This is a genomic window from Frigoribacterium sp. MEB024, assembly GCF_000878135.1.
Taxonomy (GTDB): domain Bacteria; phylum Actinomycetota; class Actinomycetes; order Actinomycetales; family Microbacteriaceae; genus Frigoribacterium.
Genome location: NZ_JXQZ01000009.1, coordinates 15,270 through 29,742, shown reverse-complemented (window position 1 = coordinate 29,742; position 14,473 = coordinate 15,270). Strand labels below are relative to the sequence as shown.

The window sequence follows — 14,473 nt, the reverse complement described above, 5'->3', positions numbered from 1 at the left end:
CTCGCGATGTCGCGTTTGTTCGGTACCGACGGTGTCAGAGGCCTCGCCAACCGTGAGCTGACCGCCGCGCTCGCCCTGGGGCTCTCCCAGGCGAGCGCGGTGGTGCTCACGAAGGGGCATCACGCCGATGCCCGTCGCGCCGAGGGGCGACGACCCGTCGCCGTCGTCGCGCGCGACCCCCGCATCTCCGGTGAGTTCCTCACCGCGGCCGTCTGTGCCGGGCTCGCCAGCTCGGGTGTCGACGTGCTCGACGCCGGAGTCATCCCGACCCCCGCCGCGGCCTTCCTCGTCGACGACATCGGCGCCGACTTCGGCGTGATGATCAGCGCCTCGCACAACGCCGCGCCCGACAACGGCATCAAGTTCTTCGCCTTCGGCGGCACGAAGCTGCCCGACGAGGTCGAAGACCGCATCGAGGCCGCCATGGCCGATCCGCAGTTGATGCCGATCGGTGGCGACGTCGGCCGCATCCGTCGGTTCGCCGACGCCGAGGACCGCTACGTGCTGCACCTGCTCGGCGCCCTGCCGAACCGGCTCGACGGCATCCACGTCGTCCTCGACTGCGCCCACGGCGCCGCCTCGGCCGTCTCGCCCGAGGTGTTCACCGACGCCGGCGCGAGGGTCACCCTGATCGGGGCCGATCCCGACGGCGTCAACATCAACGACGGCGTGGGGTCGACCCATCTCGACAACCTCGCGAAGGCCGTCCTCGAGCACGGGGCCGACGTCGGCATCGCGCACGACGGCGACGCCGACCGCTGCCTGGCCGTCGACGCCACCGGGGCCGTGGTCGACGGCGACCAGATCATGGCCATCATCGCCCTGGCGCAGAAAGAACGTGGCGCCCTCGTCGACGACACGCTCGTCGCGACGGTGATGAGCAACCTCGGCCTCATCCGCGCCATGGCCGAGCACGGCATCACGGTCCGCCAGACCAAGGTCGGCGACCGCTACGTGCTCGAGGACATGAACGAGCACGGCTTCACCCTCGGCGGCGAGCAGTCCGGTCACATCGTCTTCGCCGACTACGCCACCACCGGCGACGGCATCCTCACCGGCCTCTCGCTCGTGGCCCGCATGGCCGCGACCGGCAAGAGCCTGGCCGAGCTCGCCTCGGTCATGACGGTCTTCCCGCAGATCATGATCAACGTGCGCGACGTCGACCGTTCGCGAGCCGCGTCCGACGAGGGCGTGGCCGAGGCCGTCCGCCGGTTCGAGGACGAACTCGGCGACACCGGCCGCGTGCTGCTCCGTCCCTCGGGCACCGAGCCCGTCGTGCGCGTGATGGTCGAGGCCGCCGACCAGGCGACCGCCGACCGCGTGGCCCACGCGCTGGCCGACGTCGTCCGCGAGCGACTCGCCCTCTGAGCCGCGCGGCGGACGGGGTGCGACGTCCCGGTGACGTGACCCGCGCCTCCTGCCCGGACACCGCCCCTGACCGGGACGCGCCGCCGTCGCGGTGGGTCAGATCTTGCGCAACAGGACCGAGCTGACCTTGTGGTCGGCGGCCTTCCGCAGGACGAGCGTCGCCCGTGACCGGGTCGGCAGCACGTTCTCGATCAGGTTCGGTTCGTTGACCGACTTCCAGATGCCCGAGGCGAACGAGCGGGCCTCGGGCTCGCTCATGTCGGCGAAGCGGTGGAAGAACGAGCGCTCCTGCGTGAAGGCGCTCTTCTGCAGGGCGAGGAACCGGTCGACGAACCAGTTCTCGATGTCGCCGGTGCGGGCGTCGACGTAGACCGTGAAGTCGAACAGGTCGCTCAGGGCGAGCCGACCGGCGACGGCGGGCTGCAGCACGTTCAGCCCCTCGACGATCAGGATGTCGGGCCGGCGCACGACGACCTCGGCGCTCGGCATGATGTCGTAGCTGGTGTGCGAGTAGAACGGGGCCCGCACCTCTTCGGCGCCGCTCTTGACCTGTGAGACGAAGCGCAGCAGGTGGCGGCGGTCGTACGACTCGGGAAACCCCTTGCGGCTCATGATGCCGCGGCGCTCGAGCTCGGCGTTCGGGTAGAGGAACCCGTCGGTGGTCACCAGCTCGACGCGGGGCGTGTCGTCCCAGCGGCTGAGCAACTCACGCAGGAGGCGCGCGACGGTGGACTTGCCGACGGCCACCGACCCGGCGACGCCGATCACGAACGGCGTGCGCTGGGCCCGTTCGCCGAGGAAGTCGCTCGTCGCCCGGTGCAGGTTGCGGGCACCGGCGGCGTAGAGGTTGAGGAGGCGGCTGAGCGGGACGTACACGTCCTGCACCTCGCGCATGTCGAGGCGGTCGCCGAGGCCGCGCAGCTGCACGATCTCGGTCTCGGTCAGCGGCAGTCGCGTCGTCGGGGCCAGGTCGGCCCACGCGTCGCGCCCGATCTCGACGAAGGGGCTCGCGTGCACGGCGGAGGGCGCGGTCGTCGGGTTGGCTTCGGCCATGCGCACGAGGCTACCGGTCCGGGGTCGGCGCGAGTCGGCACGGCCCGCCGGGCTCTCGGACGGGAACCTCTAGAATCGACCGCATGTGTGGAATCGTGGGATACGTCGGAACGGGCGACAAGAGCATCGAGGTGCTGCTGGGCGGCCTCAAACGTCTCGAGTACCGCGGGTACGACTCGGCGGGGGTCGCCGTGATCGACGCCGCGGGCGACCTCGGCACCCGCAAGAAGGCCGGCAAGCTGCAGATGCTCGTCGACGACCTCGAGGCGACGCCGCTGACCGACGGCACGACCGGCATCGGTCACACCCGCTGGGCGACCCACGGCGGCCCCACCGACGCGAACGCGCACCCCCACCTCGCCGACGACGGCAAGCTCGCACTCATCCACAACGGCATCATCGAGAACTTCTCCGAGCTCAAGGCCGAGCTGCTCGCCGAGGGCGTCGAGTTCCTCAGCGAGACCGACTCCGAGGTCGCCGCGCACCTGGTCGCCCGGGCCTACCGCGCCTCCGGCGACCTCACCGAGGCCCTTCGCGCGGTCGTCAACACCCTCGACGGCGCCTTCACACTGCTCGTCGTGCACGCCGACCAGCCGGGCGTCGTCGTCGGTGCACGCCGCAACTCGCCCCTGGTCATCGGCCTGGGCGACGGCGAGAACTTCCTCGGCAGCGACGTCGCGGCCTTCGTCGCGCACACCCGTCGGGCCATGTCGATCGGCCAGGACCAACTGGTGACGATCCGTCCCGACTCGGTCGAGGTCGTCGACTTCACCGGCGCGCCGGTCGAGACGACCGAGTTCGAGGTCGACTGGGACGCCTCGGCCGCCGAGAAGGGCGGCTGGTCCAGCTTCATGGCGAAAGAGATCAGCGAGGAGCCCGAGGCCGTCGCGAAGACGCTGCTCGGCCGCATCACCGCCGACGGCGCCGTGACCCTGTCCGAGCTCGACGGCGTGCGCGAGCGTCTGCTGACCGTCGACCGCGTCATCGTCATCGCCTGCGGCACCGCCGCCTACGCCGGCATCCTCGGCAAGTACGCCATCGAGCAGTGGGCCCGCGTGCCCGTCGAGGTCGAGCTGGCCCACGAGTTCCGGTACCGCGACCCGGTGCTCGACGAGAAGACCCTCGTGGTGTCGATCAGCCAGTCGGGCGAGACGATGGACACCCTGATGGCCGTCAAGTACGCCCGCGAGCAGGGCGCCCAGGTGCTCTCGATCTGCAACACCCAGGGCTCGACGATCCCGCGCGAGTCCGACGCCGTGCTCTACACGCACGCCGGCCCCGAGGTCGCGGTCGCGTCGACCAAGGCGTTCGTCGCCCAGGGCACCGCGCTCTTCCTGCTGGGCCTGCACCTCGCGACCCTGCGGGGCACGCTGAGCACCGAGGCCATCGCCGAGCAGGTCGCCGACCTGCACGAGATCCCCGGCAAGATCGAGCAGGTGCTCGAGTCGTCCGAGCGGATCAAGACCCTCGCCGGCTGGATGGCCGACACCCGATCGGTCCTGTTCCTCGGGCGTCACGTGGGCTACCCCATCGCCCTCGAGGGTGCGCTCAAGCTGAAAGAGCTGGCCTACATCCACGCCGAGGGCTTCGCCGCCGGCGAGCTCAAGCACGGCCCGATCGCGCTGATCGAGCCCGGTCAGATCGTCTTCGTCATCGTCCCGAGCCCGCGTGACCCGCGATCGCTGCACCCCAAGGTCGTCTCGAACATCCAAGAGATCCGTGCGCGCGGCGCCCGGGTCATCGCGATCGCCGAAGAGGGCGACGCCGCCGTGCTGCCCTTCGCCGACGAGGTGCTGCACATCCCGCTGGCGGCCCCGCTCTTCGAGCCCCTGTTGTCGGTCGTGCCGCTGCACATCTTCGGCATGGAGCTCGCCGCGGCCAAGGGCCTCGACGTCGACCAGCCTCGCAACCTGGCCAAGTCGGTCACCGTCGAGTAGCGGGTCGTGCAGCCGGGGCAGGGCGTCAGGCGGGTGAGGACGTGATCGTCGGGATCGGCGTCGACGTCGTCGACCTCGAACGCTTCGACCGCTCCATCGAGCGCACCCCGGCACTGGCGACGCGCCTGTTCCGCGCGGACGAGCTCGTCCTCCGTGACGGCAGTCCCCGCGGGCGTCACTCGCTGGCGGCCCGCTTCGCCGCCAAGGAGGCGCTGATCAAGTCCCTGGGCGGCTCCACCGGGGTGCGCTGGCACGACGTCGTGGTCGTCTCCGACGACCAAGGAGCCCCCTCGCTCGTGCTCAGCGGGGGAGCACGGTCGCTGGCGGACTCGCGAGGCGTCTCGCGCCTCCATCTGTCGCTCAGCCACGACGGCGGGGTGGCGGTCGCCTACGTGGTCGCCGAAGGCGCGGGCCACGTCCCCGCCGACCACGACGACGCACACCACGAAGGGGCAGACCGATGACCCACGACGTCACCGTCACCGTCGACACGGCCGCGCTGCGACACAACGTCGAGGTGCTGCGGGCGGCTGTCGCACCGGCGGCAGTCATGGCCGTGGTCAAGGCCAACGCCTACGGCCACGGTGCCGTCGAGTGCGCCCGGGCCTTCGTCGAGGCCGGCGTCGACTGGCTCGGCGTGGCCGACCTGACCGAGGCCGTGGCCCTGCGACGAGCCGGTGTCGAGGCGCCCGTGCTCGCCTGGCTGCACGCTCCCGGCGAGGACTTCGTCGAGGCCGCCGCGCTCGGCATCACCCCGGCGGTGTCGAGCGTCGACCAGCTCGAGGCGGCCGTGGCGGCCGGCGTCCGGGCGGTCCACCTGGCGATCGACACGGGTCTGAGCCGCAACGGGGCCGTCGAGTCCGAATGGCCCGAGCTGTTCGACCGTGCGGCCGGCCACGCCGCCGTCGTGCCGGTCGAGGGCCTCATGACCCACGTGTCGAACGCCTCGTCCGAGGAGGACGGCCTGCAGACGGCCCGCTTCGCCCGGGCCGCCGCCATGCTCGACGAGCGGGGCGTGCGGCCGCCCCTGCTGCACGTCGCCGCCTCGGCGGCGGCGCTCGACTACGTCGGCTCGAGGGCCACGATGGTGCGTTTCGGCCTCGCGAGCTACGGGCTCAGCCCCTACCCCGATCGCACGTCCGCCGAGCTCGGCCTGCGTCCGGCCATGACCGTCACGGCGCCGGTGACCACCGTCAAGCGCATCCCGGCGGGCGAGGGCGTGTCGTACGGCTACCTCTTCCGCCCCGAGCGCGACACGTCGATCGCGATCGTGCCGGCCGGGTACGCGGACGGAATCGACCGGGCCGCGAGCGAGCGCGCCTCCGTGACGATCGGCCAGCGCACGTACCGGGTCCGCGGGCGCATCGCCATGAACGCCCTCGTGATCGACGTGGGCGACGACCCCGTCGAGATCGGTGACGAGGTCGTGCTGTTCGGCGACCCGGCGCTGGGCCGGCAGTCCGCCGCCGACTGGGCCGACGCCATGGGCGGCATCACCTACGAGGTCGTCGCGTGCCTGGCCGCCGGCCTCACCCGGAGGTACACCGCATGAGCGCCGCGACGTCACTGCGCCGGGCCACGGTCGACCTGGCCGCGTACCGGGCGAACCTCGAGTCGTTGATCGCCCGTCTCGACCCGGTCGAGATCCTGGCCATCGTCAAGGCCGACGCCTACTCGCACGGGGCCGACGTGCTCGTGCCCGAGGCCGTGGCGGCGGGCATCCGCTGGTTCGGCACGGTCGAGCTCGAGCCGGCCCTGAGGATGCGACGTCTGGGCATCGGCGGCGACGCCTCGTTCTTCGCCTGGCAGCTCAGCCCGTCCGACGACCTCGAGGCGGCCGTCGACCTGCAGGTCGACCTGGGGGTGTCGACCCTCGACCAGATCGAGTCCGTGGCCGCGGTCGCGCGGGCACGCGGTGGCGTCGCCCTCCTCCACCTGACCATCGACACCGGGCTGCACCGCGAGGGCTGCCTGCCCTCGGACTGGCCGGCCTTCGTCGCCCGTGCCGTCGAGTTGCGCGACGAGGGCGTGGTCCGCCTGCGTGGCATCTTCTCGCACGTCAGCGAGACGAGCGAGGCCGACGACCAGGCCGCGGCCCGGGTGTTCGAGAAGGCCGTGGCCGACGCCGAGGCCTTCGGTGCCACCGTCGAGAAGCGGCACATGTCGTCGAGCTCGGCCGCCCTCGAGCACCCCGAGCGGCGGTTCGACATGGTGCGCATGGGGTCGAACGGCCTGGGCATCCCCGTGACCGAGGGCGTGACCGCCGCCGACCGCGGGCTGCGGCCGGTGCTCACGCTGAGCGCGTCCGTCGTCAAGGTCAAGCGCGTCGCCGCGGGCACCGGGGTCTCGTACGACTACACGTTCCGTGCTCCGTCGGACACGACGCTCGCCCTCGTGCCCCTGGGCTACGCCGACGGCGTCAGCCGCCGGGCGCAGGGCGCCGTGCACGTCGTCGTGAACGGCGCCCCCCGGCCGATCGTGGGTCGGGTCGCCATGGACCAGTTCCTGGTCGACATGGGCGACGACCCGGTCGCGGTCGGTGACGAGGTCGTGCTGTTCGGGCCGGGTGACCGGGGCGAGATGACCATCGGCGAGTGGGCCGACGCCACCGACACGATCCCCGAAGAGGTCGCCTGCCGCGTCGGCGCCCGGGTGCCGCGCGTCTACGTGGGCGGCCGCCCGTGACCACCCCGGGCGGTCCCGTCGAGCTCGCCGTCGCCGACGCGGACGCCATGGAGGCGCTGGGGCGTCGGGTGTCCGGCCTGCTGCGAGCGGGTGACCTGCTGGTCCTCACCGGACCGCTCGGTGCCGGCAAGACGACCTTCACGCGCGGCCTGGGCGAGGGGCTCGAGGTCCGCGGGCAGGTGGCGAGCCCGACGTTCGTGCTGGCGCGCACGCACCCGACCGCGTCGGGCACGCCCTTGGTGCACGTCGACGCGTACCGGCTGTCGGGCGAGGCCGAGCTCGACGACCTGGACCTCGATTTCGAGGGCTCGATCGTGGTCGTCGAGTGGGGCGCGGGACTGCTCGACGGGGTGTCCGACTCGTGGCTCGACGTCGTGATCGAGCGACCGACGGGTGCCGCATCGACGGGTGCCGAGGAGGTCACCCCGCCGGGCGATCCCGACGAGCCCGACCAAGCCGACGAGCCCCGCAGGGTGACGATCACCCCGCACGGCCGCCGCTGGGCGGGCGTCGAGCTGCCCGTCCGCTGACCCGGCCGCGCGCCGCGGACGGCTCGTCACCGATCTCCCCACCGGGCGGTCGGCGGGTGAGAGCGGGTGATCCGTCGTGTGCGACCGCCGGGGTGCCCCCGTCGGGGGGTCATGGGCCCCCGTTCGCTGCGGGTATGCTCGCCAGGTTCAACCACTTAACCCGGGAGTGTCAGTTGGATCCTCAGCACTACTGGCGCGCGCTCGTGAAGAGCTGGCCCGTCATCCTCGTCCTCGCGCTCCTCGGCGGTGCGGCCGGTTACGGCTACGCCCAGACGCGACCCGACAGCTTCCGTTCGACCAGCAGCGTCTTCGTCTCGGCCGCCGAGGGCTCCGACCCGAACGAGCTGCTCCAGGGGTCGTCGTACACGCAGAACCTGGTGCAGAGCTACACCCGCCTGGCCACGTCGACGGTCGTCCTCGAACCGGTCGTCGCCGACCTGGGGCTCGACCTCACCCCGGTCCAGCTGGCCCGGCAGGTCACGGCCGAGAACCCGTTGAACACCGTCATCATCGACGTCACCGTCGTCGACCCCGACCGGCAGCGGGCCGCGGACATCGCCAACGCCGTCACGCGCTCGCTCAGTTCCGAGGCCCGGTCGCTCTCACCCGAGAGTGCCGCCGGCCTGTCGACCCTGAGCGTCGCCCCCATCGCCGAGGCCACCCCGCCCAACCAGCCGGTCGGGCCGAACCGCCGGCTCATGACGCTCACGGGCCTGGCGATCGGTCTCGCCCTCGGCGTCGTCTTCGCGCTCGTCCGGTCGGTCGTCGACACGCGTCTCCGCAGCACGGCCGACGTCGACGAGCTGCGGGTCGCCCCCGTGCTGGGCACCGTCGGCCGCCGTCGACGTGGCAGCCTGGCATTCGCCGACGAGCCCCAGGGCGCGGCGGCCGACGACTTCCGACGCATCCGCGCGCAGCTCCAGTTCTCCGACGTGGACGCGGTCGCCCGCACGATCGCCGTCTCGTCGGTCAGCTCCGACGACCGCGAGAGCCGCGCGGCCGTCATCCTCGACCTGGCACTCGCCTACGCCGAACGCGGCCAGTCCGTCCTCGTGATCGACGCCGACCTCCGGGGCGGCGGACTCGCCGACCTCGCCGCCGTGTCGGACGAGACGGGCCTGACCGACGTCGTCGTGGGGCGCCTCGAGTTCGCCGACGCCGTCACGCCCTGGCGCGACCGGGTCGACGTCATCCCCACCGGTGAGGTGCCCCCGAACCCCAGCCCGCTGCTCAGCTCGAAGTCGATGGCCCTGTTCGTCGAGTCCGCGCGCGAGCGCTACGACGTGGTCCTCGTCGACACCCCCGGTGTGCTCAGTTCGTCCGACGCCCTCGAGCTCGGACGCCTGACCGACGGCGTCGTGCTCGTCGCCACGGTGGGCCACTCGTCCCGCGGCCAGTTGGTCCAGGCCGCCCGGGCCCTCACCGGCGTCCAGGTGCCCGTGCTCGGCGTCGTCCTCGACGGCGTCTCCGAGAGCGCACAGCGTGCCGGCGGCCCGTCGGCGCCGAAGGCCTCGATCTCCTCCCGCCCGGCCGGCGGTCGGGGCGTCGACGCCCCGTGACCGTCGCTCGGCCGTCCCGGGGAGCCGCGCCGCGCCTCCCGGCCGTCCGGTTGTACGAGTCGCTGCGCACGGCGCACCTCGAGCGGGCACATGAACTCGCGCCGGCCAGCATCGTCTACCGGGTGACGCGGTACGACTTCGACGCCTCGCTCGCCGAGGGCCTCGACCTCGTGCCGGCCGGCCCGGTGCGGGCGGCCTGGCTGATCGCGCGGTCGGACGTCGAGACCCTCGAGGTCAACGAGCCGCTCATGACGTCGAGCCTGCCGGCGACCGTGCTCGTGCTGACGGCCCTGGCGCTGCGGCGCCGGATCACCGGTCGCCCGACCGCCGTGGTGAGCTATCTGATCGGCAACGCCGACCCGTTCACGTCGGCGACCGCTCCGCGGCTGCGGACGCGACTGCGCCGACGCGGTGAACGCGTGCTGGCCCGGGCGGTCTGGCGGCGGCTCGACCGGGTGGTCTTCGGGACGGAGGCGGCGCGCGAGACGTACACGCGCCTCCTCGGTTCCCCGTCGCCCCGGGCCTCCGTGGCCTCGGTGCCCGCGCTGCCGACCCGTCACCAGGACGCCCGCGGTGGCGGGGTCCGTCCGCCCGCGGTCGCGTTCGTCGGTTCGTTCGTCGAACGCAAAGGGCTGCGCGTGCTGGCGGCGGCCTGGCCGCTCGTCGTCGCCGCCCGCCCGCAGGCGACGCTGACGCTGCTCGGCAAGGGCGCCCTCGAGCAGGAGGCGCGGGCACTGTCGGTCGCGGAGCCCTCGGTCGCCGTCGAGGTCGACCCGTCGCGCCCGCGCATCCACTCGGTGCTCGACGAGGCGCGCGTGCTCGTCCTCTGGTCGCAGCCGAGCCCGACCTGGCGCGAGCAGGTGGGGTTGCCGATCGTCGAGGGGCTGTCGCACGGTTGCACCGTCGTCACCACGACCGAGACCGGCCTCGCCGACTGGCTCGACGCCCACGGCCACGTGGTCGCGTCCGACCCGCGTTCGCCTCAGGTGCTGGCCGACGCGATCGTCGCGGCGCTCGACGCGAGCCGTGCCGCCGACGACGTGCTGGCCGACCTGCCCGACCGCGACGGACGGCTCGCCGCGGACGACCGACTGTTCGGGCGGGCCTCGTGAGCCGGTCGGCGACGGGCTCGGCCGGGAGTCCCCGCCGGGGCGGCGCGATGGCCGCCGTGGGCTCGACCGCGGCGATCAAGGTGGTCGTGATGGGCCTGTCGGGCGTGCTCGGCATCATCACGAGCCGCATGATCATCCAGAACTTCGGCACCGACGCCTACGCCCAGTACGGGCTGCTCTCGACCTTCCCGACCCTGCTGCCGTTCGCCGACCTCGGCATCGCGGCGATCGTGATCAACGCCGTGGCCGGGTCGTCGTCGGTCCGCACGGACGACTTCGTCAAGCGCTCGATCGTCACGGCCTTCCGTGTGCTGCTGGTGTCGGGCGGCATCATGGTCGCCGTCGCCCTGCTCATCACCCTCGCGGGCTGGTGGCCCGTCCTGCTCGGTGAGGGGCTGTTGCCCGACGGCGGCTCGCTCGCGGCCGGTCTCTGCCTGGCGGTGTTCGGCCTGGTGATCCCGCTGACGGTCGGGCAGCGCATCCTCGTGGGGCTGAAGAAGACCAGCACGCAGGTCGCCAGCCAGGCCGTCGTGGCGCCGTTCATGCTGCTCGCGATCGGCTCGGCCGTCATGTTCAGCGCACCGATCGGCAGCTACCTCGCGGTCGTCTCGTACGTGGCCAACAGCCTCGTGTCGGTGATCTGCCTGATCGTGGCGGCGCGCGCCCTGTCGCCGCAGATCGGACAGGCCGTCAAGCTCGTGCCGCGCGTCCGCAGCTACCGCGGCGTGCCCGCCCTGGGCCTCGCCTGGCCGATGCTCGTGCAGATGATCGCCCTGCCGGTCGCGATGCAGACCGGCCGCCTGCTGCTCAGCCACCTGGCCGGCCCGGACGAGCTCGCGCAGTACAACCTCGCCTCGCAGCTGTTCGGCATCGTCCTGCAGACCGTCGCCGCGGCGGGCATCGCCCTCTGGCCGGTCTACGCGGCGGCCCGCTCGGCCGGGCGCGTGGAGTCGCCGACCGTGCCGACGCTGTGGTTCCTGCTCGGCGGACTCGTGCTGGGCACGGGGCTCGCCGTGATCAGCCCGTTCCTGGCGCGGTTCGTGTCGGGCGGGGCCATCACGCTCGACGGCTGGATGCTCGTCGGCTTCGTGGTCTTCGTCGGCCTGCAGGCGGCCAAGTACCCGGTCGGCATGTACATGACCGACAAGACCGGACTGGTCTTCCAGGTGCTGCCGATCGTGCTGATGGTCCCCCTCAACCTGGGACTGTCGTGGTGGTTCATCGGGCAGGTCGGGGCCGCGGGACCCGTGCTCGGGTCGGCGATCTCGGTGGCGCTCTGTCAGCTCGTGCCGAACCTCTGGTACGTCTCGCGCGACCTGGGGCGGCGTCGGGCCGAGGCGGCGGCGGGCGGAGCGGGTGGCGACGGCGTCGTCGACGAGTCGGCGGACGGCGAGGGCGCCACGGCGGCCGCGGGCCTCGACGTCGACGAGCAGCGCGGTGACGAGACCGCGACCGACCAGGCGATCGCCGAGCGAGCGGTGGCCGAGCGGGCCGCCGAGGAGCGCGTGCACGACGGCCGCACCGGCGACGACGAGAAGGAGGCGCGGTGATGGAGGTCCTCTTCGCGACCGAACGCGACGTGACCGGCTGGGCCGCCGATCACGCGGCAGGCTTCCGGCCCGGCCTCTGGCCGTACGGCCTCGAGGCGCTGCGCGACGCGGACCCGGAGGCGCGCATCGCGTCGGTCGCGGAACCCGGCCGCCTGCAGGTGCTGCGCGACCGGGTGGCGCCGCGCCGCGCCTCCTCGTCCGGGGTCCCGTCCGACGACGTCGGCGTGACCTGGGACGAGAACGTCGCGCGGCGGATGCTGCTGACGCGGCCCCACGACCGCATGTACACGGGTGTGATCTGGGTGACCGACCGGGTCGAGCGCGGGCAGGACGTCGGACGCATGCGTGACGTGCTGCGACGGATGAGCGGCCTCTGGGTGATCAGCCGGGGGCAGGTCGAGCCGCTGCGACGGTTCGTCGGCGAGGACGGCCCGCCGGTCGGGTTCTTCACCTTCGGGGTCGACGAGGACTTCTTCGCGGCGCGTCCGTGGCCCACGCGACCGATGGTGCTGAGCATCGGAGGCGACCGCGACCGCGACCCGGCGACCCTGTTCGCGACGCTCGAGCGGGTCCACGCCGAGCGACCGGACGTCGAGCTGGTCGTGCAGACGACGAGCGACGCGGCACCGCCCGAGGGCGTCACCGTGGTGCCGCACGTCTCGCACCGCGAACTCGCCGAGCTGTACGCCCGTGCCTCGATCGTGGCCGTGGCGACGCGCGACAACCTGCACGCGTCAGGCATGACGGTCAGCCTCGAGGCGATGGCGACGGGGCGGCCCGTCGTGATGACGAACACCCCGGGCATCGAGGACTACGTGGAGCACGAGCGCACCGGGTTGCTCGCGCCGGTGGGGGACTCGTCGGCGCTCGCGGGACACGTGCTGCGGCTGCTCGGCGACGAGGTCGAGGCCCGCGCGTTCGGCGCGGCGGGGCGGGCCCTGGTCGAGGAACGGCTGACGACGCGGCACCTCGCGGCGTCGCTGGCGGAGTTCGTCGGGGCTGAGCCCGGCAGGGGCTGAGTCCGGCACCGGCTGGAGGCACCAGCCCGGGCCCGATCCGGGCGAGTTCGTCGAACACGGTCGGTCGAAGACGCCCGCCCTCGTCGAACACGCCCGCTCAGGCCGGGCCGTTCGCTGTGCGGTGACGTCACCGCGCCCCGGGAGGCGCGTGGCCCTCCGACGCGGGATGGCGCCCGGCGCGTCGCGGGCGGCAGGATCGACCTGCACCGAGGGCACGAGATCCTCGGCGGAGGGGGACCGATCGTGCCGACGTCGGACGGACGACCACGGTGACCGCGTCGCAACGACGAGCCCTGTGGGTGTTCCCGGTGTTCGTCTTGAGCGCGGTGTACGTCGTGGTCATGAGCACCAACGCGTGGGTCGACCCCGACCCCGAGCAGCGAGCCCGGCTGGCCGCCGGGTGGCCGATCGCCGGTGCCGTCTGGTTCAAGGTCGGACTCGGTTACGTCGGTGCCCTGGCGGCCCTCGTGCTCATCGTGTTCTTCGCCGTGCTGTTCGCCCGCGAGTGGCTCTTCGTCCGCCGTACGCGACGGCCGTCCGGGGCGGCCGCCGACGAGGGCGAACCCGTCTCGGGGGCCGCACTGCGCCGTCGCTCCCGCCGGGCGGCGGCCCGGATCGACCCGGCGCGGGTCCGCACCGTGCTCGTCGTCAGCCCCAGGGGCATCGGGCGCAGCGTCATGGCCGCCGCGTACCTGCGCGTCCTCGTCGACGACGAGTACTTCGTCGACGCCCGGGGCATCGATCCGCCGGACGAGCCGGTGCCGCCGGCGATGCAGCGCGACGTGTCCATCGTGATGGGCATGGACAAGGCCTGGGTGGAGCCCGGACAGTCGGCGAGACGCATCATGGCGGCCCCGGTCCGGGCGGCCGACCTGGTGGTTCGGATCGGATGCCCGGACGCGTTCCCCGTGCCCCGGTCGACCCCCGTGCTGGACTGGGACGTGCCCGATCCGATCGGTGCCGGTCTCGTCGACGTCTTCTCCATCAGGGACGACATCAGACGGCGGGTCGAGTCGCTCGCCGAGGCGCTGGCGCTCGAGCGTCGTTCGTTGGACCTGAGGGACCGCGACCTTCCCGGGCGACGTCACACGGTGGCGGAGGGTCGGGCCACGATCGCCTACCCGGAGGTCTCGGACGCAGGCGGCGGTGCTCTCGCCGACACCGCCGCCGGATGGTTCGCCGCGGCCGAGGCCCGCGTGCTGGTCGAGATCGTCGACGCCCCTTACACGGCGGCGGAGATCAACGACCGCGGTCCGTTCGCGCCCGACTTCACCGTTCCCTGGGTGGCATCGGCCGGAGCGGCCGAGTCGGCCCTGGCGGACGAACTGACCTGGCGTGGTGTCGGGGGGCCGCCGACCCTGGCCCGGGATGCCGTCGCCCGAGTCGTCGAGTGGCTCGTGGAGGCGGGCGTCCTCCGGCCGTTGTCCGACGAGCGACGGGTGGCGCTGCGCGAGTCCGGTCAGGCGCAGCGCGACCACGACGATCCGCTCGAGGAGTGGCCCCGGGGTCTGGCGGGCGAGTACCCCGCGATGGCGGAGCTGCGCCACGCCGAAGAGGACTTCGACACGTGGGAAGTCGTGCCCGCCGCGGCCCTGCGCGTCTACCCGGGCCTCGCCGCGGAGTGGGGGAGTCCCGCCTGACCAGTGCGCTGTCGTCCGGG

At 72.9% G+C, this 14,473-nt stretch carries 12 protein-coding genes; 11 read left to right on the top strand and 1 reads right to left on the bottom strand.

What is annotated here, in order from left to right; all coding sequences use genetic code 11:
* Positions 1 to 6 precede the first annotated feature (6 nt).
* The gene (glmM, locus tag SZ60_RS02315; protein ID WP_043593312.1) at positions 7 to 1,368 is read left to right on the top strand and encodes a phosphoglucosamine mutase; all 1,362 of its coding nucleotides are present in this window, start codon (positions 7 to 9) and stop codon (positions 1,366 to 1,368) included.
* Positions 1,369 to 1,464: 96 nt separating this feature from the next.
* Here glmM and coaA read toward each other — a convergent pair whose 3' ends face one another.
* Entirely contained in the window at positions 1,465 to 2,421 is a 957-nt protein-coding gene (gene coaA / locus SZ60_RS02310; protein ID WP_043593310.1) for a type I pantothenate kinase, read from the bottom strand.
* 83 nt (positions 2,422 to 2,504) lie between these two features.
* Between coaA and glmS the strand changes: the two genes are divergently transcribed.
* The 10 genes from glmS (at position 2,505) to SZ60_RS16250 (ending at position 14,453) form a co-directional block, all read left to right on the top strand.
* On the top strand, positions 2,505 to 4,358 hold the full coding sequence (gene glmS / locus SZ60_RS02305; protein WP_043593308.1) for a glutamine--fructose-6-phosphate transaminase (isomerizing): 1,854 nt from the start codon (positions 2,505 to 2,507) through the stop codon (positions 4,356 to 4,358).
* Positions 4,359 to 4,399: 41 nt separating this feature from the next.
* Positions 4,400 to 4,822, top strand: a complete 423-nt coding sequence (locus tag SZ60_RS02300; protein ID WP_043593306.1) for a holo-ACP synthase — start codon at positions 4,400 to 4,402, stop codon at positions 4,820 to 4,822.
* On the top strand, positions 4,819 to 5,910 hold the full coding sequence (gene alr, locus SZ60_RS02295; protein ID WP_043593305.1) for an alanine racemase: 1,092 nt from the start codon (positions 4,819 to 4,821) through the stop codon (positions 5,908 to 5,910). The genes SZ60_RS02300 and alr (SZ60_RS02295) overlap by 4 nt, the downstream gene beginning before the upstream one ends.
* Complete coding sequence (alr, locus tag SZ60_RS02290; RefSeq protein ID WP_043593304.1) at positions 5,907 to 7,043, top strand: alanine racemase; 1,137 nt, start codon at positions 5,907 to 5,909, stop codon at positions 7,041 to 7,043. Before alr (SZ60_RS02295) ends, alr (SZ60_RS02290) begins: the two co-directional genes overlap by 4 nt.
* Positions 7,040 to 7,573, top strand: a complete 534-nt coding sequence (gene tsaE, locus SZ60_RS02285) for a tRNA (adenosine(37)-N6)-threonylcarbamoyltransferase complex ATPase subunit type 1 TsaE (protein WP_369700681.1) — start codon at positions 7,040 to 7,042, stop codon at positions 7,571 to 7,573. Before alr (SZ60_RS02290) ends, tsaE begins: the two co-directional genes overlap by 4 nt.
* A 173-nt stretch (positions 7,574 to 7,746) precedes the next feature.
* Positions 7,747 to 9,132, top strand: a complete 1,386-nt coding sequence (locus tag SZ60_RS02280) for a polysaccharide biosynthesis tyrosine autokinase (protein WP_197073481.1) — start codon at positions 7,747 to 7,749, stop codon at positions 9,130 to 9,132.
* Positions 9,129 to 10,244 carry a glycosyltransferase family 4 protein gene (locus tag SZ60_RS02275; protein ID WP_052505098.1) on the top strand — a complete coding sequence of 372 codons (1,116 nt, stop codon included), beginning with the start codon at positions 9,129 to 9,131 and terminating at the stop codon, positions 10,242 to 10,244. The genes SZ60_RS02280 and SZ60_RS02275 overlap by 4 nt, the downstream gene beginning before the upstream one ends.
* 47 nt (positions 10,245 to 10,291) lie before the next feature.
* Positions 10,292 to 11,794, top strand: a complete 1,503-nt coding sequence (locus SZ60_RS02270; RefSeq protein WP_197073480.1) for a lipopolysaccharide biosynthesis protein — start codon at positions 10,292 to 10,294, stop codon at positions 11,792 to 11,794.
* A complete protein-coding gene (locus SZ60_RS02265) occupies positions 11,794 to 12,813 on the top strand; it encodes a glycosyltransferase family 4 protein (protein ID WP_043593303.1) in 1,020 nt (339 codons plus the stop codon). Before SZ60_RS02270 ends, SZ60_RS02265 begins: the two co-directional genes overlap by 1 nt.
* 269 nt (positions 12,814 to 13,082) lie before the next feature.
* On the top strand, positions 13,083 to 14,453 hold the full coding sequence (locus tag SZ60_RS16250) for a low molecular weight phosphatase family protein (RefSeq protein ID WP_197073479.1): 1,371 nt from the start codon (positions 13,083 to 13,085) through the stop codon (positions 14,451 to 14,453).
* Positions 14,454 to 14,473: the final 20 nt, after the last annotated feature.

Coding starts and splice junctions, on each gene's coding strand:
- glmM (WP_043593312.1), top strand. CDS start 7: ATGTCGCGTTTGTTCGGTACCGACGGTGTCAGAGGCCTCGCCAACCGT.
- coaA (WP_043593310.1), bottom strand. CDS start 2,421: ATGGCCGAAGCCAACCCGACGACCGCGCCCTCCGCCGTGCACGCGAGC.
- glmS (WP_043593308.1), top strand. CDS start 2,505: ATGTGTGGAATCGTGGGATACGTCGGAACGGGCGACAAGAGCATCGAG.
- alr (WP_043593305.1), top strand. CDS start 4,819: ATGACCCACGACGTCACCGTCACCGTCGACACGGCCGCGCTGCGACAC.
- alr (WP_043593304.1), top strand. CDS start 5,907: ATGAGCGCCGCGACGTCACTGCGCCGGGCCACGGTCGACCTGGCCGCG.
- SZ60_RS02270 (WP_197073480.1), top strand. CDS start 10,292: ATGGCCGCCGTGGGCTCGACCGCGGCGATCAAGGTGGTCGTGATGGGC.
- SZ60_RS02265 (WP_043593303.1), top strand. CDS start 11,794: ATGGAGGTCCTCTTCGCGACCGAACGCGACGTGACCGGCTGGGCCGCC.